This is a genomic window from Streptomyces sp. NPDC041191, from assembly GCF_055591945.1.
This window is the reverse complement of sequence record NZ_JBVIZC010000001.1, coordinates 402018-428494: the sequence shown is the minus strand read 5'-3', so window position 1 is coordinate 428494 and position 26477 is coordinate 402018. Positions and strand designations below refer to the sequence as shown.

At 73.5% G+C, this 26477-nt stretch carries 17 protein-coding genes; 8 read left to right on the top strand and 9 right to left on the bottom strand.

The window, feature by feature from the left end:
• Positions 1–67 precede the first annotated feature (67 nt).
• Positions 68–2191 (bottom strand): PIG-L family deacetylase, encoded by a 2124-nt coding sequence (locus tag ACZ6AQ_RS01875; protein WP_468756730.1) that lies wholly within the window; start codon positions 2189–2191, stop codon positions 68–70.
• Between the two features lie 280 nt (positions 2192–2471).
• Between ACZ6AQ_RS01875 and ACZ6AQ_RS01870 the strand changes: the two genes are divergently transcribed.
• The gene (locus ACZ6AQ_RS01870) at positions 2472–5459 is read left to right on the top strand and encodes a bifunctional [glutamine synthetase] adenylyltransferase/[glutamine synthetase]-adenylyl-L-tyrosine phosphorylase (protein WP_468756729.1); all 2988 of its coding nucleotides are present in this window, start codon (positions 2472–2474) and stop codon (positions 5457–5459) included.
• Positions 5460–5697: 238 nt separating this feature from the next.
• Here the strand turns inward: ACZ6AQ_RS01870 and ACZ6AQ_RS01865 are convergent, their stop codons facing one another.
• A complete protein-coding gene (locus ACZ6AQ_RS01865) occupies positions 5698–6612 on the bottom strand; it encodes a phosphatase PAP2 family protein (protein WP_468756727.1) in 915 nt (304 codons plus the stop codon).
• A gap of 68 nt (positions 6613–6680) precedes the next feature.
• Positions 6681–7721 (bottom strand): LacI family DNA-binding transcriptional regulator, encoded by a 1041-nt coding sequence (locus ACZ6AQ_RS01860; RefSeq protein ID WP_468756726.1) that lies wholly within the window; start codon positions 7719–7721, stop codon positions 6681–6683.
• Between the two features lie 334 nt (positions 7722–8055).
• Between ACZ6AQ_RS01860 and ACZ6AQ_RS01855 the strand changes: the two genes are divergently transcribed.
• The 6 genes from ACZ6AQ_RS01855 (at position 8056) to pulA (ending at position 19831) form a co-directional block, all read left to right on the top strand.
• A complete protein-coding gene (locus ACZ6AQ_RS01855) occupies positions 8056–9330 on the top strand; it encodes an extracellular solute-binding protein (RefSeq protein ID WP_468756725.1) in 1275 nt (424 codons plus the stop codon).
• 20 nt (positions 9331–9350) lie between these two features.
• Positions 9351–10364 carry a carbohydrate ABC transporter permease gene (locus ACZ6AQ_RS01850; protein WP_468756723.1) on the top strand — a complete coding sequence of 338 codons (1014 nt, stop codon included), beginning with the start codon at positions 9351–9353 and terminating at the stop codon, positions 10362–10364.
• On the top strand, positions 10358–11230 hold the full coding sequence (locus ACZ6AQ_RS01845) for a sugar ABC transporter permease (protein WP_468757059.1): 873 nt from the start codon (positions 10358–10360) through the stop codon (positions 11228–11230). The genes ACZ6AQ_RS01850 and ACZ6AQ_RS01845 overlap by 7 nt, the downstream gene beginning before the upstream one ends.
• A gap of 47 nt (positions 11231–11277) precedes the next feature.
• Positions 11278–12945 carry a glycoside hydrolase family 13 protein gene (locus tag ACZ6AQ_RS01840; protein WP_468756722.1) on the top strand — a complete coding sequence of 556 codons (1668 nt, stop codon included), beginning with the start codon at positions 11278–11280 and terminating at the stop codon, positions 12943–12945.
• Positions 12933–14018 (top strand): LacI family DNA-binding transcriptional regulator, encoded by a 1086-nt coding sequence (locus ACZ6AQ_RS01835; RefSeq protein ID WP_388696384.1) that lies wholly within the window; start codon positions 12933–12935, stop codon positions 14016–14018. The genes ACZ6AQ_RS01840 and ACZ6AQ_RS01835 overlap by 13 nt, the downstream gene beginning before the upstream one ends.
• A gap of 521 nt (positions 14019–14539) precedes the next feature.
• On the top strand, positions 14540–19831 hold the full coding sequence (gene pulA, locus ACZ6AQ_RS01830) for a pullulanase-type alpha-1,6-glucosidase (protein WP_468756721.1): 5292 nt from the start codon (positions 14540–14542) through the stop codon (positions 19829–19831).
• 198 nt (positions 19832–20029) lie between these two features.
• On the opposite strand, the gene ACZ6AQ_RS01825 is transcribed toward pulA, so the two are convergent.
• Entirely contained in the window at positions 20030–20764 is a 735-nt protein-coding gene (locus ACZ6AQ_RS01825) for a TetR/AcrR family transcriptional regulator (protein WP_468756719.1), read from the bottom strand.
• A 37-nt stretch (positions 20765–20801) separates the two neighbouring features.
• Here ACZ6AQ_RS01825 and ACZ6AQ_RS01820 point away from each other — a divergent pair, with 37 nt between their 5' ends.
• Complete coding sequence (locus tag ACZ6AQ_RS01820; RefSeq protein WP_468756718.1) at positions 20802–21473, top strand: hypothetical protein; 672 nt, start codon at positions 20802–20804, stop codon at positions 21471–21473.
• 19 nt (positions 21474–21492) lie between these two features.
• Here ACZ6AQ_RS01820 and ACZ6AQ_RS01815 read toward each other — a convergent pair whose 3' ends face one another.
• The 5 genes from ACZ6AQ_RS01815 to ACZ6AQ_RS01795 all read right to left on the bottom strand — a co-directional run bounded on the left by ACZ6AQ_RS01815 (position 21493) and on the right by ACZ6AQ_RS01795 (position 26249).
• The gene (locus tag ACZ6AQ_RS01815) at positions 21493–22554 is read right to left on the bottom strand and encodes a PDR/VanB family oxidoreductase (protein WP_468756716.1); all 1062 of its coding nucleotides are present in this window, start codon (positions 22552–22554) and stop codon (positions 21493–21495) included.
• Positions 22554–23438: a metal-dependent hydrolase gene (locus ACZ6AQ_RS01810; protein WP_468756714.1), complete on the bottom strand. Its 885-nt coding sequence runs from the start codon at positions 23436–23438 to the stop codon at positions 22554–22556. The genes ACZ6AQ_RS01815 and ACZ6AQ_RS01810 overlap by 1 nt, the downstream gene beginning before the upstream one ends.
• Before the next feature lie 157 nt (positions 23439–23595).
• Complete coding sequence (locus tag ACZ6AQ_RS01805; RefSeq protein ID WP_468756712.1) at positions 23596–24399, bottom strand: tyrosine-protein phosphatase; 804 nt, start codon at positions 24397–24399, stop codon at positions 23596–23598.
• Between the two features lie 183 nt (positions 24400–24582).
• Positions 24583–25593 carry an NAD-dependent epimerase/dehydratase family protein gene (locus ACZ6AQ_RS01800; protein ID WP_468756711.1) on the bottom strand — a complete coding sequence of 337 codons (1011 nt, stop codon included), beginning with the start codon at positions 25591–25593 and terminating at the stop codon, positions 24583–24585.
• 113 nt (positions 25594–25706) lie between these two features.
• Positions 25707–26249, bottom strand: coding sequence for a winged helix-turn-helix domain-containing protein (locus tag ACZ6AQ_RS01795; RefSeq protein ID WP_468756710.1), 543 nt, complete (start codon positions 26247–26249; stop codon positions 25707–25709).
• Between the last annotated feature and the right edge of the window lie 228 nt (positions 26250–26477).

The following is a 26477-nucleotide window of genomic DNA, read 5'->3' as shown; positions in this document are numbered from 1 at the left end:
ACCCGGGCCCCGCCCTTCTGGTGCCCGACGGCCCGGAGCCCCGCGCCCCGTGCCTCCGGACTCCCGCTCAGCGACCCGCCGGCGTCCAGTGCAGCCGGCCGTCCAGGCCGATCGCCGCGACCCCGTCCGCGCCCGCGTCCGGCGCGCCCGAGAAGAGGAACGGGTCCACCGTCCAGGCCGGCCGCGCCCCCGTCCTGCCGTACGAGGCGGTCGCCAGGAAGCCGGTGCGGGAGCGGACCGCGAGGATGCCGTCGCCGCCGCTCACCGGGCCGAAGCCGGCGACCCCGGTGCCCGGGAGCTCGGTGAACGGGGCGGCCGGGTTCGGCCCCCTGAAGTCGGCGCTCCGCAGCTCGCCGGAGGACGGCTTGCGGAACCAGAGGCGGACGCCGTCGCCGTCCGGCGTCCGGGTCGCGCTCAGGGCCAGCGTCGTCGTGGGCAGACCGGTCCGCACCGGACCCGTCACCGGTCCGCCGGGGAACCGCTGCGTCCAGGACAGGACGGTCTTCGGGGTGCTCGCGAAGACGTATCCGCGTCCGCTCGCGTCCGTCGCCGCCACCGGGTCGCCGAACACGTCCCCGCCGCCCAGGACCCGCCACGGCCCCCAGCCGCCGTCGGCGCGCTGCTCGCGGACGACGAGCTGACGGCGGCCGTTCCGCAGGAACAGGGACGCCCTGCCGTCGGCACTCACGGTCACGGCGGGCGCGCTGATGTCCGAGGTGCCGACGGCGTCGTTCCGCTCGGGCGTGCCGAGCGCGCGCCACGGGCCGAAGGCGCCGCCCGGCGTCTTCTGGGTCGTGCTCACCACTTCCCGGCGGTAGTTCACGAGCACCGTCCGGGTGCCGTAGACGGAGATGCGGCCGTCCGGCAGGGTCACGGAGGTGACCCCGCTGTCGAGGCCGTCGCCGGGCAGCAGCTCCGGGCCCTGCCACGCGACGGCGTCCGCCTGCTTGTGCCAGACCGCGAGCCGCCCGTCCAGGACGGAGAAGGCGCGGAGGCCGCCGGCCGGGTCCCGCTGAACCCAGGAGGTGGAGGTGTTCCGGGCGTACCGGATGCTCTGGGTCCAGCCCCGGCCGCCGGGCCGCGCGGCCACCTTCAGGTCACCGCAGCCCGCGAGGGGCCCGCAGTCCCTGACCTCGTCCATCCACGCGTAGGTCTTCATGGTCCTCAGCTTCGCGCCCGCGGCCTCGGCGTCGAGGGTGTGCGGCATGTCGCTGATCGGGTAGCCGAGGTAGTTCTGCACGCCCACGTGCGGGTGCCCGGCCTTCTTCGCGTACCGGGCCAGCGCCTCCTGCGTGAACCGCGCCCCGTACAGGTGGTCCTGGTGGTCCTGGATCTTCCCCGTCTTCGGGTTCTTGCCGGGGCTGGGATCCTGCATGCGCACGAAGGTCGGCCGGAAGCGCTCCAGCACCCCGGTCAGCGTCGCGACGACCTGTTCCTTCGTGTACGTGAAGTCGGCGGGGACCGGGGTGCCGACGGAGCGCTGGGAGGCGAGCGCGGTTATTCGGCCGTTCCAGAGGCCGTTGAGGCTGTGCGGGCGGTTGCCGCTGATGGAGCCGGCCTCGCGTATCTGCAGCCATACCAGTTTGACGCGGGGGTTCGCCCGCAGGGTGTCCATCTCGGCCCACGCGCCGCCGGCCGTGGGTATCGAGGCCCGGGTCCACGGGCTGGTCCTCTTGCCGGTCGCCATCTCGGCGTACGCGGCCCGGATGCCGTTCTGCCGCGCCTCGGCGTAGCCCGCCTTGTCGGGCGTCGGCCGGACGCGGCGCGAGCGCGAGTTGATGCCGTCCGCCTCGCCGCTGGTGAGGTACACCGAGGTCAGGGGGCTGCCGGAGCGGAGGGAGTGGGATATGTCCGGGTTCATGAAGTACAGGTCGTCGTCCGGGTGCGCGACGACCTGAAGCACCGAGACCGGGGCCGCCGGGGTCCGCGCGGGCCTCATCCGTATCTCGGACGGCAGCACGCCCCGGGATGCGGGGTACGCCGGGCCCTTCGCGGGCACCTCGGCCCCCGGGACGGCGCGGGCCCCTCGCGGTTCGGAGACCGCGTGCGCCTCTCCTCCGTCGGGCGTTCCCGTCATGGTGAGGGCTCCGGCGGCGGCGGCGCCCAGCAGGGCGGCGGTGACCACGGTCACAGCGGCCCTGCGGCGGGACCGGAGGGCGGAGCGGCGGAAACGGCGAAGGCGGGTGGGCATGGGTCGGCAACGCACTTTCGAGAGGTCGGACGGACGGACGAGCCCCGGCGGGGTGTGCCGGTCGAACGGACGGACGGGCGGGTCTCGCGAACAGCTAGACGGACTTTCAAGAAATACGGTTTACTCACCGCGAAAAGCCACCAATGTGCGGGATGTCACCTGTGTCCCACTGTGTTCCGAAGGCCGGGACGCCCCCGCGCCCCGCGCCGGATAGGCTCGGTCCCCCGGGCCAGTCCCTGGGCTTGGACCTGTCCCGGACCTGTTCGGAGGGAGCGGCGGAATGACGGTGCCCGGACGCAGGAGCAGTACGTTCACACGTCTGCTGCGGCACGGATTCACCGACCCCTCCGGGGCCGAGCGGCTGCTCGACGTGCCCGAGCTGTCCGAACTGCGCGGCGACCCCGTGCTCCTGGACGCCCTCGGCGCCACCGCCGACCCCGATCTGGCCCTGCGCGGCCTGGTCCGGCTCGTCGAGGCGCAGCCCGAGGCGGAGCGGCACGCCTTCACCGCCACGCTGCTCTCCGCCAAGCCCTTCCGGGACCGGCTCCTCGGCGTGCTCGGCGCCTCGGAGGCGCTCGCCGACCACCTGGCCCGCCACCCCCGAGACTGGGAGACCCTCGTCACCTACGAGGCGGCCGATCTGCACCCGGGGGTCGAGGAGTTCGAGCGGAGGCTCGCCGGCGCCGCCGACCCGGTCGCGCTGCGGGTCGCCTACCGCCGCTGTCTGCTCGCCATCGCCGCCCGCGACGTGTGCGGCACCACCGACGTCGCCCAGACCGCCGCCGAACTGGCCGACCTGGCGACGGCGACCCTGCGCGCCGCGCTCGCCCTCGCGGAGGCCGACGCGCCCGAGGACGCCGCCCGGTGCCGGCTCGCGGTGATCGCGATGGGCAAGTGCGGCGGCCACGAGCTGAACTACGTCTCCGACGTGGACGTGATCTTCGTCGCGGAACCGGCCGACGGGGCCGACGAGGGGGAGGCCCTCCGGGCCGCGACCCGGCTCGCCTCCCACCTGATGCGGATCTGCTCGGAGACCACCGTCGAGGGGGTCATCTGGCCCGTCGACGCCAACCTGCGCCCGGAGGGCCGCAACGGCCCCCTCGTCCGCACCCTCTCCTCGCATCTCGCCTACTACCAGCGCTGGGCGAAGACCTGGGAGTTCCAGGCCCTCCTGAAGGCGCGCGCGGTCGCCGGCGACCCGGAGCTGGGCGCGCGGTACATCGAGGCCGTCTCGCCGCTCGTCTGGCAGGCCGCCGAACGCGAGAACTTCGTCCCCGACGTGCAGCGGATGCGCCGCCGGGTCGTGGACAACATCCCGGCCGCCCAGATCGACCGCGAGCTGAAGCTCGGCCCCGGCGGACTGCGGGACGTCGAGTTCGCCGTCCAGCTCCTCCAGCTCGTCCACGGCCGCAGCGACGCCACCCTGCACAGCGGCACCACCCTCGACGCGCTCGCCGCCCTCGCCGCCGGCGGCTACGTGGGCCGGGCCGACGCGGCCCAGCTGGACGAGGCGTACCGCTTCCTGCGGACCATGGAGCACCGCATCCAGCTCTACCGGCTGCGCCGCACCCACCTCGTCCCCGAGGGCGAGACCGACCTGCGCCGCCTCGGCCGCTCGCTCGGCCTGCGCACCGACCCGGTCGCCGCGCTCAACAAGGAGTGGAAGCGGCACGCGGCCGTCGTCCGGCGGCTGCACGAGAAGATCTTCTACCGCCCGCTGCTCGACGCGGTGGCCCAGCTCGCCCCCGGCGAGATCCGGCTCAGCCCCGCGGCGGCCGTGCAGCGGCTCGAAGCCCTGGGGTACGCGGACCCCGGCGCCGCCCTGCGCCACCTGGAGGCGCTCTCCTCCGGGGTGAGCCGGAAGGCCGCGATCCAGCGGACCCTGCTGCCCGTGCTGCTCGGCTGGTTCGCGGACTCGGCCGACCCGGATGCCGGACTGTTCGGCTTCCGCAAGGTCTCCGACGCCCTCGGCAAGACCCCCTGGTACCTGCGGCTGCTCCGGGACGAGGGCGCCGCCGCCGAGAACCTGGCCCGGGTGCTCTCCGCCGGCCGGTTCGCCCCCGACCTGCTGCTCCGCGCCCCCGAGGCGGTCGCGATCCTCGGCGACCCGGAGGGCCTGAAGCCGCGCGACCGGGACCACCTGGAGCAGGAGGTCCTGGCGGCGGTCGGACGCGCGGACGACGCCGAACAGGCGGTCGCCGCGGCGCGCGGGGTGCGCCGCCGGGAGCTGTTCCGCACCGCCGCGGCCGACCTCATCGGCTCGTACGGCACCGAGGACAACCCCCGCGAGTCCGACCCGGGCGCCCTCGTGGACCGGGTGGGGGAGGCCGTCACCGACCTCAACGCGGCCACGATCGCGGGCGCCCTGCGGGCCGCCGTGCGCGCCGGCTGGGGCGACGAACTGCCGACCCGGTTCGCGGTCATCGGCATGGGCCGCTTCGGCGGCCACGAGGCGGGGTACGGCTCCGACGCCGACGTGCTGTTCGTGCACGAGCCCCGCGAGGGAGTGGACGAGCAGGAGGCGGCCCGGGCCGCGCAGCAGGTGGTCACGGAGATGCGGCGGCTCCTCCAGCTGCCCACCGCCGACCCGCCGCTGCTGATCGACGCGGACCTCAGGCCGGAGGGCAAGAGCGGCCCCCTGGTCCGCAGCCTGAAGTCGTACGGGGCCTACTACCGCCGCTGGTCGCTGGTCTGGGAGAGCCAGGCGCTGCTGCGCGCCGAACACATGGCGGGCGACCGCGACCTGGGCGAGAGGTTCATCGAACTCGTCGACCCGCTGCGGTACCCGGCCGGGGGGCTCGGCGAGGACGCGGTCCGCGAGATCCGCCGCCTCAAGGCCCGGATGGAGTCCGAGCGGCTGCCGCGCGGCGCCGACCCGACGCTCCACGCCAAGCTGGGGCGCGGCGGCCTGAGCGACGTCGAGTGGACGGTCCAGCTCCTCCAGATGCGCCACGGCCGGTCCGAGCCGGGGCTGCGCACGACCCGCACCCGCGAGGCGCTGGCCGCCGCCCACGCGGCCGGGCTCGTCCCGGCGGAGGAGGCGCAGACCCTGGACGAGGCGTGGGTGCTCGCCACCCGCGTCCGCAACGCGGTGATGCTGGTGCGCGGCCGGCCCGGCGACACCTTCCCCACGGAGCCGCGCGAACTCGCGGCGGTGGGGCGGTACCTGGGGTACGAGTCGGGGCACGTCGGCGAGATGGTGGACGACTACCGCCGGATCACCCGCCGGGCCCGCGCGGTCGTGGAGGAGCTGTTCTACGGGGCGTAGGCGCGGGGTCCCGGCTTCCGGCGGAGCCCCCGGCCGGAATTTCCGGGGGGACGCCGGGGCGCACCTCGCACTCGGCTCCGACCGGCCCGTCGCCTCCTACGACGCCCGGCAGGTCCTCGCCACCCCCCGGACCCCGCGCGGCGCCGCCTCGGCCCGGCACGGGCTCACGGGGCCCATGGCCCTGGAGGGGACGACCACGCGCCGGCAGGTCTGAGCCGCCGCCGGGACCGGGGGCGTCCTACCTCCCGGAGCCGATCGGACGCTCCGCGTCCGCCCCCCGGTCCGTCCCCGCCTCCGGGGGCGGACCGCCGTGGGCGACGACCCCGGCGGGCTCCGCGGGGCCGACCAGCTTCGGCAGCCGGTGCGGCCGGGAGCCGTACCAGAAGTACGAGACCAGGAATCCGAAGGACACGCAGATCATCCCGCCGACCGCGTCCAGCCAGAAGTGGTTGGCGGTGGCGACGATCACGACGAGCGTCGCCGCCGGGTAGAGCAGGCCCAGGATCCGCGCCCAGGGCGCCCTGGCGAGCAGGAAGATCGTCAGTCCGCACCAGAGCGACCAGCCGATGTGCATCGACGGCATCGCCGCGTACTGGTTCGACACGTGCTTGAGGTTGCCCGAGGCCATCGAGCCCCAGGTGTGGTGGACGAGGACCGTGTCGACGAAGTCCTGGCCGTTCATGAGCCGGGGCGGCGCGAGCGGGTAGAGGTAGTAGCCGACCAGGGCCACGCCGGTGGTGGCGAACAGGACCGTGCGGAACGCCGCGTAACGGCCCGGCTGCCGGCGGTACAGCCACACCAGCACGCCGATGGTGACCACGAAGTGCAGCGTCGCGTAGTAGTAGTTCATCGACACGATCAGCCACGTCACCGAGTTCACGGCGTGGTTCACGGTGTGCTCGAAGGCGAGTCCCAGGGACTCCTCGGTCCGCCAGATCCAGTCGGCGTTCCGCAGGGCCTGGGCCTTCTGCTCCGGCACCGCGTTGCGGACCAGCGAGTACGTCCAGTAGCTCACCGCGATGAGCAGGATCTCGAACCAGATCGTGGGGCGCCGGGGGAGGCGGGCGCGCGGCCGCGACAGCCGGTCGTCGGCCGCGATGGGTGACGACGGGGTCGTCCGGTGGTCCACACTCTTCACGGTCGTTTCACCCATGGGGAGAGAGTCTGCCAGATGGCCGCCCCCGACCGATCATCCCTCGGTCGGGTCCCGGGCGCACCCGGTCAGTCGGAGGTCGGAGTCCTGAGGGGGGACGGCGCGGAGGCGGTGGAGCCCCGGACGACCAGCTCGGGCATGAAGACGAACTCGGAGTGCGGGGCCGGGGTGCCGCCCACCTCCTCGAGCAGCGCGCGGACCGCTGCCTGGCCCATCGCCTGCACGGGCTGCCGGATGGTGGTCAGCGGCGGATCGGTGAACGCTATGAGGGGGGAGTCGTCGAAGCCGACGACGGAGACGTCCCGGGGCACGTCGAGCCCCTGCTGCCGGGCCGCCCGGATCGCGCCGAGCGCCATCATGTCGCTCGCGCAGACGAGGGCCGTGCAGCCCCGGGAGAGCAGCGCCCCGGCGGCGGCCTGGCCGCCCTCCAGGGTGTACAGGGAGTGCTGGATCAGCTCCTCGGCCTCCTCGGGGCCGAGGCCGAGCCGCTCCTCCATGCCCTTGCGGAAGCCCTCGATCTTGCGCAGCACCGGCACGAACCGCTTCGGTCCGACCGCGAGCCCGATCCGGGTGTGCCCCAGCGAGGCCAGGTGCGTCACGGCGAGCCGCATCGCGGCGCGGTCGTCGGGCGAGACGAAGGGCGCCCGGACCTTGGGGGAGAAGCCGTTGAGGAGCACGTAGGGGACGCCCTTGCCGCGCAGCCGGTCGTAGCGCGTCATGTCGGCCGTCGTGTCCGCGTGCAGTCCGGAGACGAAGATGATGCCGGCGACGCCGCGCTCCACCAGCATGTCGGTGAGCTCGTCCTCGGTGGACCCGCCGGGGGTCTGGGTGGCGAGGACCGGCGTGTAGCCCTGCCGGGTCAGCGCCTGCCCGATGACCTGCGCCAGGGCGGGGAAGATCGGGTTGTCGAGTTCGGGGGTGATGAGGCCGACGAGCCCCGCGCTGCGCTGCCGCAGGCGCACGGGCCGCTCGTAACCGAGCACGTCGAGCGCGGCGAGGACGGATTCGCGGGTGGTGGTGGCCACGCCGGGCTTTCCGTTGAGCACGCGGCTGACTGTGGCTTCACTGACCCCCGCCTGGGCTGCGATGTCGGAGAGCCGCGCGGTCATGGAAGGGGACTGTACCGGGCACGGGGCGTATTGCCCACCGGCCCGGCGGCGGGGACTCGTCCCCCTTTCCGCAAGGACTTGCAGCCCTTGCGGGGCGCCTTGCGGGGGCGGGGAGGGCGGAGGGAAGGGCGTTCGCCCCTGCCGAGCGGCCCGCCGGCAACCTCAGGGACACGCGGATGTAACGATCACCGGCTCTTGCAGAAAATTCCCGCAAGGTCTTTCGGCGCGTTTTCATCCCTGTTACGTTCCTGGCAACCCGGAGCGCCGCGAGGGAGCGGTCGCATGAGGAAGGTTCCAGCCCCTCGTCCCCCCGGGATCAGTTGAAGGAGTTCACATGCGGCGTGGCATAGCGGCCACCGCGCTGGTCGCGGCCCTGGGCGTGACCCTGGCGGCGTGCGGGAGCGGCGACGATTCGAACGGCGGCTCGAAGAGCTCGGGCGAGCTCTCCGGCACCGTGACCTGGTGGGACACCTCCACGGTCGGCTCCGAGGACAAGGTCTTCAAGAAGCTCGCCGAGGACTTCACCAAGAAGCACCCCAAGGTCACGGTCAAGTACGTGAACGTGCCGTTCGGCGAGGCGCAGAACAAGTTCAAGAACGCCGCGCAGTCCGGCTCCGGCGCGCCCGACGTCATCCGTTCCGAGGTCGCCTGGACCCCCGAGTTCGCCGATCTCGGCTACCTCGCCCCGCTGGACGGCACCCCGGCCCTCAAGGACGCCGACGACTTCCTGAAGCAGGCGGCGGCCTCCGTCAAGTACAAGGACAAGACCTACGCCGTCCCGCAGGTCATCGACTCCCTGGGCGTCTTCTACAACAAGAAGATCTTCAAGGACGCCGGCGTCGCGGTTCCCAAGAGCGTCGACGAGCTGAAGACGGCCTCCGCCAGGATCAAGGAGAAGACCGGCAAGACCGGGTTCTACCTCCGCGGCGACGACCCGTACTGGTTCCTCCCCTTCCTGTACGGCGAGGGCGGCGACATGGTCGACGCCGACCAGAAGAAGGTCACCGTCGACGACGAGTCCGGCGTCAAGGCGTTCAGGACCGTCAAGGACCTGGTCGACTCGAAGGCCGCGATCACCGACGCGACCAACGGCTGGGACAACATGCAGGCCGCCTTCAAGGACGGCAAGGTCGCCATGATGATCAACGGCCCGTGGGCCGTGGCCGACACCTTCACCGGCAAGGAGTTCGCCGACAAGGCCAACCTGGGCATCGCCCCGGTCCCGGCCGGCTCGGCCGGCCAGGGCGCCCCGCAGGGCGGCCACAACCTCGCCGTCTACGCGGGCTCCAAGAACCTCGACGCCTCCTACGCGTTCGTCGAGTACATGACCTCGGTCGAGTCCCAGGCGAAGGTGACGAAGGAGCTGAGCCTCCTCCCGACCCGCTCGTCCGTCTACATCAAGCCGGACATCGCGACCAACGAGATGATCGCCTTCTTCAAGCCGGTCGTCGACAAGGCCGTCGAGCGCCCCTGGATCCCCGAGGGCGGCAGCCTCTTCGAGCCGCTCAAGGTCGAGTACACCAAGGTGCTCACCGGCCAGACCACCCCGGAGGCGGGAGCGAAGGCGGTCGGCGACCGCTACCGCAAGCTCCTCAAGGACTGGAAGTAAGAAGGAAGGCAGACCGGCTGATGGCTGTGGACACCACCGGCCAGTCGGTGGCGAAGGCCGCGGGCGACACCGTCGCCCGCGGCCGGAGCCGCGGAACTGGCAAGCGCCGGAGCGTGCGGAAGCGCTCCCTCGCCACCCACTGGTACGCCTGGGCGATGGTCGCCCCGGTGGTCGTCGTGATCGGCGTGATCATCGGCTACCCGCTGGTCCGTGGCATCTACCTGTCGTTCACCGACGCGAACGAGCGGAACGTCGCCCGGTCCATCGGCGTCAACCAGATCCCGGCCACGTACGAGTTCGTCGGGCTGGACAACTACACCGAGGCGCTCACCGGGACCCAGTTCCTCGGCACGCTCCTCTGGACCGTCGTCTGGACGGTGGCCTGCGTCTCGATCACCTTCGCCCTCGGCCTCACCCTCGCCAACGTGCTCAACCGCAGGATCGCCGGCCGCTCCGTCTACCGGATGCTGCTGGTCCTGCCCTGGGCCGTCCCCGGCTTCGTCTCCGTGTTCGCCTGGCGGTTCCTCTTCGACGAGCGCCGCGGCCTGCTCAACGAGATCCTGGCCGGCGGCGGCATCTCCGCCGTGCCCTGGCTGAACGACCCGACGGTGGCGAAGTTCGCGGTCGTCGCCGTCAACGTCTGGCTCGGCGTCCCGTTCATGATGGTCGCCCTCCTCGGCGGCCTCCAGTCCATCCCCGGCGAGCTGTACGAGGCCGCCGAGATGGACGGCGCCAACGCCTGGCAGCGCTTCCGCAACATCACCATGCCGGGCCTCGGCCCGGTCTCGACCACGGTGATCCTGCTCTCCACCATCTGGACCTTCAACATGTTCCCGGTGATCTTCCTGCTCACCCGGGGCGGACCCGGCGAGGCCACCCAGATCCTCGTCACCCAGGCGTACAAGTTCTCCTTCGAGATCAGCCCGCGCGACTTCGCCCAGTCCTCCACGTGGGGCGTGCTGATCCTGATCCTCCTGATGGTCTTCGCCGCGGTCTACCGGCGCGTCCTCCGCAAGCAGGGAGAAGTCTGGTGACCACCACGACCCCCGCCCCCCAGATCCCGAACGCCCCGGTGCGCGGACGCCGTTCGCCGCTCGCCTCGGCCGGGCTGCACCTCACCCTGGTCGTCGCCTCCGTGATCGCCGTCTTCCCGGTGCTCTGGGTGCTGCTGACCTCGCTGAAGCCGGCGAAGTACGCGACCACCACGGACTTCGTGAAGGAGACGACCTTCGAGAACTACACGAACCTGCTGAAGGACACCCCGTTCCTCACCTGGTTCGGCAACTCGCTGCTCGTCGCCGCCCTCACCACCCTGATCGGCGTCTTCATCTCCGCCACCACCGGCTACGCCGTCAGCCGCTTCCGCTTCCCCGGCAAGCGCGGCCTGATGTGGACGCTGCTCGTCACCCAGATGTTCCCGGTCGCCGTCCTGATCGTGCCGATCTACAACATCATGTCGTCGATGGGCCTGCTCAACCAGCCGGCCGGCCTGGTCATCACCTACCTGACCATCGCCGTCCCGTTCTGCGCCTGGATGATGAAGGGCTTCTTCGACACCATCCCGCGCGAGATCGACGAGTCCGGCTACGTCGACGGCCTCACCCCGTTCGGCACCTTCTGGCGGCTGATCCTGCCCCTCGCCAAGCCGGGCATCGCCGTCACCGCCTTCTACTCCTTCATCACCGCCTGGGGCGAGGTCGCCTACGCCTCCGCCTTCATGGTGGGCGACGAGAACCTCACCCTCGCGGGCGGACTGCAGAAGTTCGTCAACCAGTACGGCGCCCAGTGGGGCCCGATGTCCGCGGCCTCGGTGCTCATCGCCATCCCCGCCGCCCTGGTGTTCCTCTTCGCCCAGCGGCACCTGGTCACCGGCATGTCCGCCGGCGCCGTCAAGGGCTGAGCCCGACCACCGCCTCCGTACGCCCCTCCATACCTCCCAGGGAAGACATGACCCAGCATCTTGCCGCCCCGGCCGCCGCCCCCACCACCGGCACGCACACGGGCTGGTGGAGAGACGCCGTGATCTATCAGGTCTACCCCCGCAGCTTCGCCGACGGCAACGGCGACGGCATGGGCGACCTGGAGGGCGTGCGCAGTCGGCTGCCCTACCTCAGGGACCTGGGCGTCGACGCCGTCTGGCTCTCGCCGTTCTACGCCTCGCCGCAGGCCGACGCCGGTTACGACGTCGCCGACTACCGGGCCATCGACCCGATGTTCGGCTCCCTGCTCGACGCCGACGCGCTGATCCGCGAGGCCCACGACCTGGGCCTGCGGATCATCGTGGACCTGGTCCCCAACCACTCCTCCGACCGGCACGAGTGGTTCCGGCGCGCGCTCCACGAGGGCCCCGGGTCGCCGCTGCGCGAGCGCTACCACTTCCGCCCCGGCAAGGGCACGGACGGCGAACTGCCCCCCAACGACTGGGAGTCCATCTTCGGCGGCCCGGCCTGGACCCGCACCGAGAACCCGGACGGCACCCCCGGCGAGTGGTACCTGCACCTCTTCGCCCCGGAGCAGCCCGACTTCAACTGGGAACACCCCGCCGTACGCGACGAGTTCCGCTCCATCCTGCGCTTCTGGCTCGACATGGGCGTCGACGGCTTCCGCGTCGACGTCGCCCACGGCCTGGTCAAGGCCGCCGGCCTGCCCGACATCGGCGCCCACGACCAGCTCAAACTGCTCGGCAACGACGTCATGCCCTTCTTCGACCAGGACGGCGTCCACGAGATCTACCGCTCCTGGCGTCGGGTCCTCTCCGAGTACGACGGGGAGCGCATCCTCGTCGCCGAGGCGTGGACCCCGACCGTCGACCGCACCGCGAACTACGTGCGCCCCGACGAGATGCACCAGGCGTTCAACTTCCAGTATCTGGGCACCCACTGGGACGCGACCGAGCTGCGGACCGTCATCGACGCCTCGCTCGCCGCGATGCGCCCGGTCGGCGCCCCCGCCACCTGGGTCCTCTCCAACCACGACGTCACCCGGCACGCCACCCGCTTCGCCAACCCGGCGGGCCTCGGCACCCAGCTCCGCGAGGCCGGCGACCGCGAACTCGGCCTGCGCCGGGCCCGCGCCGCCACCCTCCTGATGCTGGCCCTGCCCGGCTCGGCCTACGTCTACCAGGGCGAGGAGCTCGGCCTGCCGGACGTCACCGACCTGCCCGACGAGGTCCGCCAGGACCCCTCGTTCTGGCGCGCCAGCGGCCAGGACGGCTTCCGCGACGGCTGCCGGGTGCCGATCCCGTGGACCGTCGGGGGCACCTCGTACGGCTTCGGCGCGGGCGGCTCCTGGCTGCCGCAGCCCTCGACCTGGGGCGAGCTGAGCGTCGAGGCGCAGACCGGCGACCCCGACTCCACCCTGGAGCTGTACCGCAGCGCGCTCGCCGTGCGCCGCGCCCGGTCCGGACTCGGCGCGGGCTCCGGCGTCGAGTGGCTGGAGGCCCCCGAGGGCGTCCTCGCCTTCCGGCGCGACGGCTTCGTCTGCACCGCCAATACCACCGGCCGGGCCCTCTCCGTCCCGCTGCCCGGCCGGTTCCTCCTCTCCAGCGCGCCGGTCTCCCCCGGGGACGGCGTGGTGGAGCTGCCCGCCGACACCACCGTCTGGTGGGCGGTGTGACGATCCCCCTGCCGCGGGGCGTTGTTCCCGGCGTCCCGCGGCTCGCGGACATCGCGGCCCAGTCCGGAGTCAGCGAGGCCACCGTCAGCCGCGTCCTCAACGGCAAGGCGGGGGTGGCCGGCGCGACCCGGCACAAGGTCCTCGCGGCGCTCGACGTGCTCGGCTACGAGCGCCCCGTCCGCCTCAGGCGGCGCAGCGCGGGCCTCGTCGGCCTCGTCGTGCCCGAGCTGACCAACCCGATCTTCCCGGCGTTCGCGCAGGTCGTCGAGCAGGTCCTCGCCGGGCACGGGTACACCCCGGTGCTCTGCACCCAGATGCCCGGCGGCGCCACCGAGGACGAGCTGGTCGAGCAGCTCGTGGAGCGCGGGGTCGCCGGCATCGTCTTCCTCTCCGGCCTCCACGCGGACGCCACCGCCGACCCGTCCCGCTACGACCGGCTCGCGGCCCGGGGAGTGCCGTTCGTCCTCGTCAACGGCTACAACGAGCACATCGACGCCAACTTCGTCTCCCCGGACGACCGGGCGGCGGCCCGCATGGCCGTGCGCCACCTGGTCGAGCTGGGGCACGAGCGCATCGGCCTCGCCATCGGCCCCACCCGCTACGTCCCCTCGCGCCGCAAGGCCGAGGGCTTCGCCGCCGAGCTGTACGAGCTCCTCGGCACCGGACGCGCGGAGGCCGAACGGTTCGTCCGGCCCACCCTCTTCGGCGTCGAGGGCGGCCACGCCGCCGCCGACATCCTGCTGGGCGAGGGCTGCACGGGCATCGTCTGCGGCTCCGACCTGATGGCGCTCGGCGTGATCCGCGCGGTCCGCGCCCGGGGCCTCGACGTGCCCCGGGACGTCTCCGTCGTCGGCTTCGACGACTCGCCCCTGATCGCCTTCACCAGTCCGCCGCTCTCCACCGTCCGCCAGCCCGTCCAGGCGATGGCCACGGCCGCCGTGGGCGCGCTCCTGGAGGAGATCGAGGGAAACCCGGTGCAGCGCACGGAGTTCGTCTTCCAGCCCGAGCTGGTGGTGCGCGGCTCGACCGCGCAGCCGCCCGCCCGCGACGAGCGGCCGCGGCCGCTTCCGTAAAAACTCGCGCGGGGGCGTCCGGAGGGTTGACCGGGCGCCGGGGCGCTCGTACGGTCACGGCTGAAAGCAGTTGCTGAACTTTTCGGCAACTTCTTGCGACACCGAGGTCGTACAGGAGGAAGCATGGCCGGAAGATCCGTGGCCGCCGCGTCCGCCCCGGTGACGGAGGCCGCCGAGGCCCTCACGGGAAACGCCCCCGCGCAGGCCGCTCCACCCGGCGGGGAGACCGACACCGGCGTACTGCCCGGCGGGGAGACCACCCCGGCCGCCCCGGATCGCACCGCCTCCGCGCCCACGGCCGGCACCCGTCCCGTCGCCGGACACGTCCCCGGGAGCCCGGTGCCGACCGCACCGCGACCGTTCCCGCCCCCGATCCCGGCCCCGTCTCCGCCCCGGGCCGCCCGTCGCGAACGACACCTTCCGCGGCTGATCCCCACGCTCCACGGCTGATCCCCACCCGCACCGCAGGGCCGCCCCACCCGGGGCGGCCTCCTCTTCCCGTACCTCCAGGGAGCTTCCCCGTGATACGCAAGAGAACGGCGGTCGCACTGGCCGCCGCCCTGTGCGCGGCCCTCGTGCCCGCCGTCCCCGCGACCGCCGCGCCGAGACCGCCCGCCCCGCCGTCGGACCGGGTGCTCGCGGCCCAGCCCGCCCGCCACGACCTGACCCGCGAGCAGTTCTACTTCGTCCTGCCCGACCGGTTCGCCAACGGCGATCCCTCCAACGATCGGGGCGGTCTGACCGGCAGCCGTACGCGGACCGGCTTCGACCCCGCCGACAAGGGCTTCTACCAGGGCGGCGACCTCAAGGGCCTCGCGCGGCGGCTCGACTACATCAAGGGCCTCGGCACCACCGCCATCTGGATGGCGCCGATCTTCAAGAACAAGCCGGTGCAGGGCGTCGGCAAGGACGCCTCCGCCGGCTACCACGGCTACTGGATCACCGACTTCACCCAGGTCGACCCCCACTTCGGCACCAACGACGACCTGCGGAAGCTGATCGCCGCCGCCCACGCCAAGGGCATGAAGGTCTTCTTCGACGTCATCACCAACCACACCGCCGACACCGTCGACCACGCGGAGAAGAAGTACGGCTACCGCCCCAAGGGCGCCTACCCCTACCTGGACAGGGAGGGCCGCCCCTTCGACGACCGGAACGCCGTCCGCGAGGTGGACGCGGACTCCTTCCCCTACACCCCGGTCGCGGAGAAGGACGCCAAGAAGCCCGCCTGGCTCAACGACCCCACGATGTACCACAACCGGGGCGACTCCACATGGGCCGGCGAGTCCGCAGAGTACGGCGACTTCGTCGGTCTGGACGACCTGTGGACCGAACGGCCCGAGGTCGTCGAGGGCATGAAGAGGATCTACGAGAAGTGGGTCCACGACTTCGACATCGACGGCTTCCGCGTCGACACCGTCAAGCACGTGAACCTGGACTTCTGGACCCAGTGGGCCACCGCCCTCGACGCCTACGCGAAGAAGCGGGGCCGCGAGGACTTCTTCCTGTTCGGCGAGGTCTACTCCTCCGACCCCGCCGTCACCGCCCCCTACGTCACCCGGGGCCGTCTCGACGCCACCCTCGACTTCCCCTTCCAGGACGCCGCCCGCGCCTTCGCCTCCCGGGGCGCCGGGGCCGGCCGGCTCGCCGAGGTCTTCGCCGAGGACCACCGCTACACCACCGACAAGGCCAACGCCTACGAGCAGGTCACCTTCCTCGGCAACCACGACATGGGCCGTTTCGGCACCTTCCTGAAGCAGGACAACCCGGACGCCTCCGACGCCGAACTCCTCGCGCGCGCCCGGCTCGCCAACGAGCTGATGTTCCTCTCCCGGGGCAACCCCGTCGTCTACGCCGGCGACGAGCAGGGCTTCACCGGCGCGGGCGGCGACAAGGACGCCCGCCAGCCCCTCTTCGCCTCCGGGGCCGCCGACTACCTCGACGACGACCAGATCGGCACCGACCGCACCCACGCCACCGACGCCTACGACACCGGCCACCCCCTCTACCGCTCCGTCGCCGCCCTGTCGAAGCTCACCCGCGAACACCCGGCCCTGCGCGACGGCGTCCAGCGGGAGCGGTACGCCGAGGGCTCCGTCTACGCCTTCTCCCGCACGGACGCGAAGGACCGCACCGAGTACCTCGTCGCCGCCAACGGCGCCCCCACCGACCGGACCGTCACGATCCCCGTCGACTCGGAGAGCTTCCGGGCGCTGTACGGAGGCCGGGGCACCGCCACCGCCACCGGGGGGAAGGTCACCGTCACCGTCCCGGCCCTCTCCTCCCTGGTCCTCAGGGCCGACCGGGCCCTCCCGGTCCCCGCCGTACGGCCCGGCGTCTCGCTGAAGCCCCCGGCCGCCGGAGCCACCGGCACCGTCGAACTCTCCGCCGACGTGACCGGCGACGGACTCGCCCGGGTCGTCTTCGCCGCCCAGGTCGGCAACGGACGCTGGCAGACCCTCGGCACCGCCGACCACGCCCCCTACAAGGTCACCCAGCACGTGGCCGCCCCCGCCGGCACCGCCCTGCGCTACAAGGCCGTCGTCGTGGACGGCGCGGGCCGCACCGCGAGCGCCACCGCCGCCACCACCGCCGGCGCGCCTCCCGCCCCCGGGAAGCCGGTCGCCGTCGAGCGCCCCTACGCCGTCGTGCACTACCGGCGCGAGGACGGGAACTACGACGGCTGGAAGCTGAAGGCCGCCGATCAGCAGACCGCCTTCACCGGTCGCGACGCCTTCGGCGCCTTCGCCTGGGTCGAGGTCCCCGAGGGCGCCTCCACCGTCCCGTACACCGTCGAGAAGGACGGCGCCGCCGACGGGCCGCAGCGCAGCATCGACCTCGGCCGCACCGGCGAGGTCTGGATCACGCAGGGTGCCGGGGGCCAGTCCGACACCGACCCGGCCCCCGCCACCCCCGACAGGACCAAGGCCGTCCTCCACTACCAGCGGGCCGACGGGAACCACGACGGCTGGGGCCTCCACACCTGGACCGGCGCCGCCCGGCCCACCGACTGGTCCAAGCCCCTCATGCCCGTCCGCACCGACGCGTACGGCGCGGTCTACGAGGTCCCCCTCGCCGAGGGCGCCACCACCCTCTCGTACATCCTCCACAAGGGCGACGAGAAGGACCTGCCCACCGACCAGTCCCTCGACCTCGCCACCCACGGCCACGAGGTCTGGCTGCTCTCCGGACAGCCGAAGTACCTCCTCCCGACCGCCGGCGGCGCCCCGGACCTCGACCTCGGCAGGGCCGAGGCCCAGTGGATCGACCGGAACACCGTCGTCTGGAAGGTGAAGACCACCGACGCCACCAGCCAGCAGCTCGTGTACGCGAAGGACGGCGGGATCACCGTCACCGACGGCGCCCTGAGCGACGAGGGCCGGTGGCTCCGCCTCACGCCCTCTTCGATGACCGACGCCCAGAAGGCGAAGCACCCCCACCTCCGCGACTACCCGGCCTTCACCGTCGACCCGCGCGACGCCGACCGCGTCCGCGACTCCCTGCGCGGCCAGCTCCTCGCCACCCAGCGCGCCGCCAACGGCGCCCTGCTCGCCGCCACCGGCGTCCAGACCGCGGGCGTCCTCGACGACCTGTACGCGGCGAAGGCCACCCGCGCCCCCCTCGGCCCCGTCTTCCGCGACGGCCGGGTCACCCTCTCCGTGTGGGCCCCCACCGCCCAGTCCGCCGCCCTCGAACTCGACGGCCGGACCGTGCCCATGCGCCGCGACGACGCCTCCGGCGTCTGGTCCGTCACCGGCCCGAAGTCCTGGACCGGGAAGCCGTACCGGTACGTCGTGAAGGTCTGGGCCCCCACCGTCCGCAAGGTCGTGGAGAACCGGGTCACCGACCCCTACTCCACCGCCCTCACCACCGACTCCACCCACAGCCTCGCCGTCGACCTCACCGACCCGAAGCTCGCCCCCGCCGGCTGGAAGACCCTGCGGAAGCCCGCCGCCGTGCCGCTGCGGGACGCCCGGATCCAGGAGCTCCACGTCCGAGACTTCTCGGTCGCCGACCCCACGGCGAAGCCCGCCCACCGGGGCACCTACCTCGCCTTCACCGACAAGGACAGCAAGGGCTCGAAGCACCTGCGCGACCTCGCCGCCTCCGGCACCTCCCACGTCCACCTCCTCCCGGCCTTCGACATCGGCACCATCCCCGAGAAGAAGTCCGCGCGGACCGAACCGGCCTGCGACCTCAAGGTCTACGCCCCCGACTCCGAGGAGCAGCAGGCGTGCGTCACCGCCGCCGCGGCGAAGGACGCCTACAACTGGGGCTACGACCCCCTGCACCACACCGTTCCCGAGGGCTCCTACGCCACCGACCCCGAAGGCACCCGCCGCACGGTCGAGTTCCGGCGGATGGTCCAGGCCCTCAACGGCGACGGACTGCGCACCGTCATGGACGTCGTCTACAACCACACCGTCGCCGCCGGACAGTCCGACAAGTCCGTCCTCGACCGGATCGTCCCCGGCTACTACCAGCGCCTCCAGGCCGACGGCTCCGTCGCCACCTCCACCTGCTGCGCCAACACCGCGCCCGAGAACGCCATGATGGGCAGGCTCGTCGTCGACTCGGTGGTCACCTGGGCCAGGGAGTACAAGGTCGACGGCTTCCGCTTCGACCTCATGGGCCACCACCCGAAGGAGAACGTCCTCGCCGTCCGCAAGGCCCTCGACGCCCTGACCGTCGCGAAGGACGGCGTCGACGGCAGGGCGATCGTCCTCTACGGCGAGGGCTGGAACTTCGGCGAGGTCGCCGACGACGCCCGCTTCGTCCAGGCCACCCAGAAGAACATGGCCGGCACGGGGATCGCGACCTTCTCCGACCGCGCCCGCGACGCCGTGCGCGGCGGCGGCCCCTTCGACGAGGACCCCGGCGTCCAGGGCTTCGCCTCCGGCCTCTACACCGACCCCAACGCCTCGGCCGCCAACGGAACCCCGGCCGAGCAGAAGGCCCGGCTCCTGCACTACCAGGACCTCATCAAGGTCGGCCTGACCGGCAACCTCGCCGACTACACCTTCACCGACACCTCCGGGCGCACGGTCAAGGGCTCCGAGGTCGACTACAACGGCGCCCCCGCCGGATACGCCGCCGCCCCCGGCGACGCCCTGGCCTACGCCGACGCCCACGACAACGAGACCCTGTACGACGCGCTCGCCTTCAAGCTCCCGGCGGACACGTCCCCGGCCGACCGGGCCAGGATGCAGGTCCTCGCCATGGCGACGGCCACCCTCTCGCAGGGACCGGCGCTCTCCCAGGCCGGCTCGGACCTGCTGCGCTCCAAGTCCCTCGACCGCAACTCGTACGACAGCGGCGACTGGTTCAACGCCGTCCACTGGGACTGCCGTGACGGCAACGGCTTCGGCCGGGGCCTGCCGCCCGCCGCCGACAACAGGTCCAAGTGGGGCTTCGCGAAGCCGCTCCTGGCGAACCCGTCCCTCACGCCCGGCTGCGCGCAGATCGACGGGGCCTCGGCCGCGTACCGGGACCTCCAGAAGATCCGCACCACCGAACCGGTCTTCTCCCTGGCCACCGCCGACCGGGTGCGGGCGGCCCTGTCCTTCCCGCTCTCCGGCCCCGGCGAGACCCCGGGCGTGATCACCATGCGCCTCGGCGACCTGGTCGTCGTCTTCAACGCGAGCCCGGAGACGCGGAAGCAGACGGTCACCGGCCTGGCGGGCAGGGGCTACGCCCTGCACCCGGTCCAGGCGAAGGGCTCCGACGCGGTCGTGCGGACCGCCTCCTACGAGAAGGGCTCGGGCACCTTCACGGTCCCGGCGCGGACGGTGGCGGTGTTCAGGGCCGGATGACCGGCTCCCGGGGGAGCGCCCGCTCCGTCGGGGCGACCCCGCGGCGCGTGCCGTCGGCGGCGAGCCTTCCCGGCTCCCCGCCGACGGCACGGCGGCCGGCGGCCCCGTCGTACGCGCGCGGCCGCGGACCGTCCGCGAGGCGGCCCGGCCGGGCCGCGGTCCGCCCGGCCGCCCGCCGGAAGGACCCCCGCACCGCCGTCAGCGCGGCTCCCGCCGGTCCGGTGCGGCGGGAGCCGCGCCCGGTGCGGGCACGAACGCGGCGAGGCGGGCCATCAGCTCCCCGAAGGGACTGTCGGCCGGCTCGTCGGCGAGGATGCCGACCAGGATCTCCGCCATCCCGGGGTCGTACGCGGCGCTCACCGCCGCCAGCGCGGCGAAGTCGTGCACGAGCTGCAACTCCAGCTCCGCGCGCGGCACCCGCCGCCCGTCCAGCCAGAGCAGCGCCGTCGTCTCGGCGAGCGACACCCAGGACCGGACCACCAACTCCAGGCGCGCGGACGGCTCCTCGACCCCGAGGTGCGCGAGGATCTGCTCGTACGCGGCCTGCCGGACCTCGTCGATCATCGCGTTCGTCGTGGACGAGCCCGCCGCCGGGCCGCCGCGCATCAGGGCCGCGAAACCCGGGCCGTGGCCCTCCACGAAGTCGAAGAAGCGGCCCATCACCCGCAGCAGCCGCGCCCCGAGCGGACCCCGGTGCGGTTCCGCGAACCGGGCCGCCAACTCGTCGGCGGCCCGCCGGAGCGCGGCCTCGTAGAGGCTCTGCTTGCCGGGGAAGTAGTGGTAGACCAGCGGCCGCGAGATCCCCGCGGCCGCCGCGATCTCGTCGATGGACACCTCGTCGGGCGAGCGGTGGCCGAAGAGTTCGAGGGCCACCCCGATCAGCTGTTGCTTGCGCTCCTCGACGCCCATCCTGCGGCGCACCCCGGTCGTCATGCGAACAGCCTAACGGGGTCCGTTACGCTCCTGCCCCATGAGCGCTCCCGACCAGGACACCCCGTTGGCCGAGTCCCCGGAGGTCTCCGGGACCCCGAAGACCGCGAACCCCGCGAACTCCGCGGAGACGGCGAAGACCGCGAACTCCGCGGGGACCGGCGGGGCCGCGGCGACCCCCGGCGTCCCCGCGCCGCGCGAGACGTCCGGCGGGAGGCCGGAGGACGAGGACGCGGAGGGCGAGGACACGGAGGAGCCGGCCGGGAGGGCCGCCGGGGAGGGCTCCGGAGCGGCTTCCGGGGAAGATCCGGCGGGCGTCCGCGAAGAGGGCGTCCGTGGAGAGGGCGTGCGCGAAAAGGGTGTCCGCGAAGAGGCCGTCCAGGGCTTCCGCGAAGAGGACGCACTCGAAGAGGGCGACGCGGAAGAGGACGATGCCGAAGAGGACGACGCCGTCGGCGGCCTCACCCCCCGGCAGGCGAGGCGGCTGCGCGTCGCCGCCGCCTCCGTCCTCCTCGTCGCCCTCGCCGTGGTCCTCGTCGTCCGCCTCGCGAGCCGCACGTCCGTCCTGGTCGTCGGCGTGTACGGGCTCGCCATGATCCTCTGCGGGATCGTGATCGAGCTGTCCCGCAACGGCCGTACGCGGCTCGCGACCTGGCTCCTGGTGGGGGGCCTCGCCACCGCGCTCGCCCTGGACTGGCTGGTCCTCCCGTAGGGCCGGCCGGTCCCGGGGCTCAGAGGTCGAGCACGAGCCGCTTCCCCGTGCAGCGCGAAACGCAGAGCAGCATCGAGCCGTCCCGCTCGGCGTCGGTGAGCAGGTCGTCCCGGTGGTCGATCCCGCCCTCCAGGACCCGCTGCCGGCAGGTCCCGCAGAAGCCCTGGCGGCAGGAGTACGGCACGTCGGGCAGCTCCGCGCGCACCGCGTCCAGGAGCGACTGGCCGGCCGCCACCGCCACCGTGCGCCCGGAGCGGCGCAGTTCGGCCTCGAAGGGGGCGCCGTCGGTCGGCGCGGCGGCCGAGAAGCGCTCCAGGCGCGGGGCCCGCCCCGCGGGCATCGCCGCGCCCACCGCGTCCATCAGGCCGTCGGGTCCGCAGCAGTAGACGGCCGTCCCGTCCGGAACCTGCCCGAGGAAGCCCAGATCGGGGTAGCCGGACTCGTCCTCGGCGACGACGGTCACCCGGTCGCCGCCCAGCGCCTCGACCTCGGCGAGGTACGGCATGGTCGCCCGGCTCCGCCCGCCGTACACGAGCCGCCACTCCGCCCCGGCCGCCTCCACGGCGCGCAGCATGGGCAGGACGGGGGTGATGCCGATGCCCCCGGCGACGAAGACGTATGCGGGGGCCGCGACGAGCGGGAAGCGGTTCCGGGGTCCCCGGATCTCGATCTCCCTGCCCTCGCGCACCTGTTCGTGGACCTCGCGCGAACCGCCCCGCCCGCCCTCCCCGGACCCGATCAGCCGGGTCGCCACCGTGTACGCGCCGGTGTCGGCGGGGTCGCCGCAGAGCGAGTACTGCCGGACGAGCCCGGAGGGCAGGACCAGGTCGACGTGGGCGCCCGGCTGCCAGGCGGGCAGGCCGGCGCCTTCGAGGCGCAGCTCCACGACGCCCTCCGCGGGCACGGTGCGGCGGGCCACCGTGACCTTGCGGGGGACGGTGCGGCCCCGGCCGTACCCGGACACGGGCACGTCGAGGGCGGGCATCGGCCACAGCGGGGCGGTGGACATGCGGCGGCGGACGGCGCGGCGGACCAGCAGGGCGGTTCCGGCGGCGAGGGCGACGGCGGTCAACCGGGGCATCAGCGGCCCCCGTTGGCGCCGGGGGAGGAGGCCAGGTAGGCCAGGGCCTGCTCGGTGCTCCCCTCCTGGGAGGGGTGGTAGGAGCGGCTGAGGTAGCGGGGGGCGGACCGCAGCACCGCCGGGGTGGACGGCAGCACGCCCCGCCGACCCCTGCGCACGAAGTCCGCCACGGACGCCTTCGGGGCGTCGAGGAGCGGGTCGTTCTCCAGGAAGAAGCGGATGCCGCGCTGCCAGAGGAAGACGAGGGCGGAGAAGGCGATCGCCCAGGTGCGGACGCGGCGCCGGTAGCCGCCGTCGAGGTGCATGAAGAGTTCGAAGGCGACCGCGCGGTGCTCGACCTCCTCGGCGCCGTGCCAGCGCAGCAGGTCGAGCATGGTCGGATCGGCGCCGACCCGGTCGAGGGCGTCGGCGTTGAGGACCCAGTCGCCCAGGAAGGCGGTGTAGTGCTCGATGGCGGCGATCATCGCGACCCGCTCCCGCAGCCACCAGCGGCGCGGCCGGCCGGGCGGCAGGGTGCGGTCCCCGAGCAGCTTCTCGAAGAACCAGTCCACCTGCGCGGTGTACGGGGTGGGGTCGAGCCCCAGCTTCCGCAGGTGCGGCAGGACGTCGTCGTGGGCCTGGGAGTGGACCGCCTCCTGGCCGATGAACCCGATGACGTCCTCGCGGAGCCGGTCGTCCGTGACGTACGGCAGGGCCTGCTCGTAGACGCGCACGAACCAGCGCTCGCCGGCCGGGAGCAGCAGGTGCAGCACGTTGATGGTGTGGGTGGTGAACGGATCGCCCGGAACCCAGTGGAGCGGTGTTTCCTCCCAGTCGAAGGAGACCTTGCGGGCCCTGAGTTCGGCGTGCTCCGACGCCACCGGCGCGGGCTGCTTGTTGGACATGTTGTCAATGTACTGATGAGTACGCGCGGGGAACAGGTGCCGACGGGAGTCTTTTCGCGGGTGGGGGAGCCGCCGGCGCTCCGGAAAGGGGCCGGGGCCCGGCGGTCCCGCACGCCACGGGACGGCGAACCCCCGGCGCCGGCCGCGACCGCCGCCGTCACTCCCCGCGCGCGCCCGTCAGCCGCTCGCGCATCCGCCCGACCACCTCGTCCGGCACGCCGAGCCCGTCCCGCACGTACGCCTCCATCGACCCGTGCCGCACCGCCACCTCGTCGAGCGCCGCGTCCAGGTACTCCGGCACCACCCCGACCAGGTCGAGCGCCAGCTGCGGGTCGCCGCCCTGGGCCGTGAACCCCTCGATCAGCGGCGCGAACGCCCGCCGCACCGCCGGGTTGACCGACAGGTACTCCTCCCGCACCGTCTCCTCGTCCGCCCCGAGCAGGGACAGGACGACCGTCGCCGCCCACCCCGTCCGGTCCTTGCCCGCCGTGCAGTGGAAGAGCAGCGGCCCGGCGTCCGGCGCGCCCAGCTCCGCGAGGAGGACGCCGTAGGAGGCGCGGGCGGAACCGGCGGACACGAAGGCCCGGTAGGTACGGGCGAACGCCTCCCGCATCCGGCCCCCGCCCAGGTGTTCCTCGGCCAGGGCCGGCTGCGAGAGCAGGCTCTTCAGGCGCGCGGCCGGCGGCAGCCCGCTGGTGGCGAGCCAGTCGGCGAGCACGTCCGCGACGAGCGGCCGCGCCCCGGACGGCAGCCGGTCGGGCCGCTCCCTGCGCTCCCCGTCCGTCCGGAGGTCCACGACCGTGCGGAGGCCCAGGCCCGCCACGGCGGGATCACCGGGATCCAGCCGGTCGAGTTGCGCGGAACGGAACACGAGCCCCGGACGGACCGCCCGCCCGCCGGAGAGCGGCAGGCCCCCGAGGTCGCGGAGGTTGGCGACGGAGACGGCGGGAATGGCGGCCATGACGTCGACTCCTCCGGTTCGTCCCGCTTCACACCTTCCTGCCGACCGTAAGCGATCGCGCCGGAAGGGGCAGGTTCTGGCGGCCTCCCGGGGCGCCGGCCGCGCGGGTCGCCGGGGCCTCCAGGGCTGCCGGGGCCTCCCGCCCGGCCGCGCCGACGGGCCGCCCGGACGCTTGCCGCCCCCTCACCTCCCGGACGACGCCGCCAGTGCCGCCAGCACCTCCGCCTCCCGCTCCGGCGAGAGCCCGGCCCCCGGGCGGTCCGGTCGCTGGGGCGCGACCCCGCCGAGGGACTCCAGCCACGCCCAGGTGTCCGCGACCGTCTCCTCCACCGGCCGGCAGCGCAGCCCGGCCGCGAGCGCCCGGGAGACGTCGGCGGTGTGCATCGCGTCGTACGTCTCGCCCGGCGGCAGCCACACGGGCAGCTCCGTCCACGGCTCCACCCCCGCCGCGAGCAGCTCGTCCGGCGCGGTCCAGCGCAGCTCGGCGCCCGAACCGGTGGTCCGGACGCAGGCGTCGAGGAGCCCGCCCATGGTCGTGTGCCCGGGCGGCGAGACGAGGTTGTACGGCCCCGAGAGGCCGGCCGCCACCGCGTCGAGCGTCCACACGGCCAGGTCGCGGACGTCCACGTACTGGATCGGCGACGTCCTCGGTCCGGGGGCCAGGACCGGGCCGCCGCGCGCGATCCGGTTCAGCCACCAGGGCAACCGGCCCACGTTCTCGTACGGGCCGAGGATCAGGCCCGCGCGGACGAGCAGCGTCCGGTCGGCGCCGAAGGCGGCCCCGGCCGCCAGCTCCCCGCCCCGCTTGGCCTCCGCGTACGGCACGTCGCCGTCGTCCGGCGCCCCCGCCACCAGCGGGCCGTCCTCGGCGAGCCCGGCGGCCGGGGGCCACGCGTACACGGAACGGCTCGACACGTACGCGTACCGCCCGGCCCGGTCCGCGAGCAGCCGGGCCGCGTCCCGCACCGCCGAGGGCGCCGCCGACCAGGTGTCCACGACGGCGTCCCAGGAACCGGCGGTGAGCGCGGCGAGCCCGTCCGGCCCGGCGGTGCGGTCGCCGAGGAGGGACCGGGCCCCCGCCGGGGCGGCGTGCCGGCCCCGGTGGAAGACCGTCACCTCCCACCCCCGGCCGAGCGCGGCCCCGGCGACCGCGCGGCCCACGAACTCCGTACCTCCGAGCATCAGCAGCTTCATGGCCCGAGCCTGCCCCGCCGGGGAGAGCGGTGCCAGGGGGTTCCGCTCCGGGAGGATTCCGCCGGGGGAGGAACGGACGGACGGAGGGGCGGGCGGAGGGGCGAACGGGGCGGTCAGGGCGTGTACTTGTAGCCGACCCGCCGCACGGTCTGGATCGTGTGGCGGTGCTCGGCGCCCAGCTTGCGGCGCAGCCGGGCCACGTGGACGTCGACCGTACGCCCGTCGCCGACGTGACCGTACCCCCACACCGTGGTGACCAACTGGTCGCGGGTGTGCACCCGGTGGGGGTGGGCCACCAGGTGGGCGAGGAGCTCGAACTCCAGGTACGTCAGGTCCATCGGCTCCCCGTCCACGACGGCGATCCGCCGCACGGCGTCGATGGTCACCGGCCCCCGCTCCCCGGCCGCGTCGGGCGCGGGGGCGGCCACGGGCAGGTGCGGCTGCTGGTCGGCCGGGACGAGGACGAGGTACCCGACCATCGGGGGACGGCCCGGCAGCGCCGGCAGCACGTGCTGCGGCGCGGGCAGCAGGGTGGCGCCGGGCGGCAGGAAGTCCGCCACCCGGGAGAGGTCGACGACCTCGTTCGGATCGACGGCACGGAGTCGGTGCCGGCCGGGACGGACGGCCGTGAGGGAGGCGCTCTGGGTGTGGGCCATGGCGGATCAGCTCTTTCGCGCGGAGAAACGGACGGACAGGCGTCGTACGTCGTGCGCGTCGGCCGGAGGCCGGGGATCGGATCGGACCGATCGGGGCTTTAGAGGGCCGACGCGTTCCTCGCGCGGCAACACACCCGGTCGAAGTCGTGGTGCTGCCGGGAAGGCCAGAACGGCTCGAGGTCGTGACGGTTCGTCACGGTGTCGTCCTGCGGATGGGCCATATCCCTA

Bases quoted from the DNA above. Each gene is read 5' to 3' on its own strand.
- ACZ6AQ_RS01875 (WP_468756730.1), bottom strand. From the start codon at position 2,191: ATGCCCACCCGCCTTCGCCGTTTCCGCCGCTCCGCCCTCCGGTCCCGC.
- ACZ6AQ_RS01870 (WP_468756729.1), top strand. From the start codon at position 2,472: ATGACGGTGCCCGGACGCAGGAGCAGTACGTTCACACGTCTGCTGCGG.
- ACZ6AQ_RS01865 (WP_468756727.1), bottom strand. From the start codon at position 6,612: ATGGGTGAAACGACCGTGAAGAGTGTGGACCACCGGACGACCCCGTCG.
- ACZ6AQ_RS01860 (WP_468756726.1), bottom strand. From the start codon at position 7,721: ATGACCGCGCGGCTCTCCGACATCGCAGCCCAGGCGGGGGTCAGTGAA.
- ACZ6AQ_RS01855 (WP_468756725.1), top strand. From the start codon at position 8,056: ATGCGGCGTGGCATAGCGGCCACCGCGCTGGTCGCGGCCCTGGGCGTG.
- ACZ6AQ_RS01850 (WP_468756723.1), top strand. From the start codon at position 9,351: ATGGCTGTGGACACCACCGGCCAGTCGGTGGCGAAGGCCGCGGGCGAC.
- ACZ6AQ_RS01840 (WP_468756722.1), top strand. From the start codon at position 11,278: ATGACCCAGCATCTTGCCGCCCCGGCCGCCGCCCCCACCACCGGCACG.
- ACZ6AQ_RS01825 (WP_468756719.1), bottom strand. From the start codon at position 20,764: ATGACGACCGGGGTGCGCCGCAGGATGGGCGTCGAGGAGCGCAAGCAA.
- ACZ6AQ_RS01820 (WP_468756718.1), top strand. From the start codon at position 20,802: ATGAGCGCTCCCGACCAGGACACCCCGTTGGCCGAGTCCCCGGAGGTC.
- ACZ6AQ_RS01815 (WP_468756716.1), bottom strand. From the start codon at position 22,554: ATGCCCCGGTTGACCGCCGTCGCCCTCGCCGCCGGAACCGCCCTGCTG.
- ACZ6AQ_RS01810 (WP_468756714.1), bottom strand. From the start codon at position 23,438: ATGTCCAACAAGCAGCCCGCGCCGGTGGCGTCGGAGCACGCCGAACTC.
- ACZ6AQ_RS01805 (WP_468756712.1), bottom strand. From the start codon at position 24,399: ATGGCCGCCATTCCCGCCGTCTCCGTCGCCAACCTCCGCGACCTCGGG.
- ACZ6AQ_RS01800 (WP_468756711.1), bottom strand. From the start codon at position 25,593: ATGAAGCTGCTGATGCTCGGAGGTACGGAGTTCGTGGGCCGCGCGGTC.
- ACZ6AQ_RS01795 (WP_468756710.1), bottom strand. From the start codon at position 26,249: ATGGCCCACACCCAGAGCGCCTCCCTCACGGCCGTCCGTCCCGGCCGG.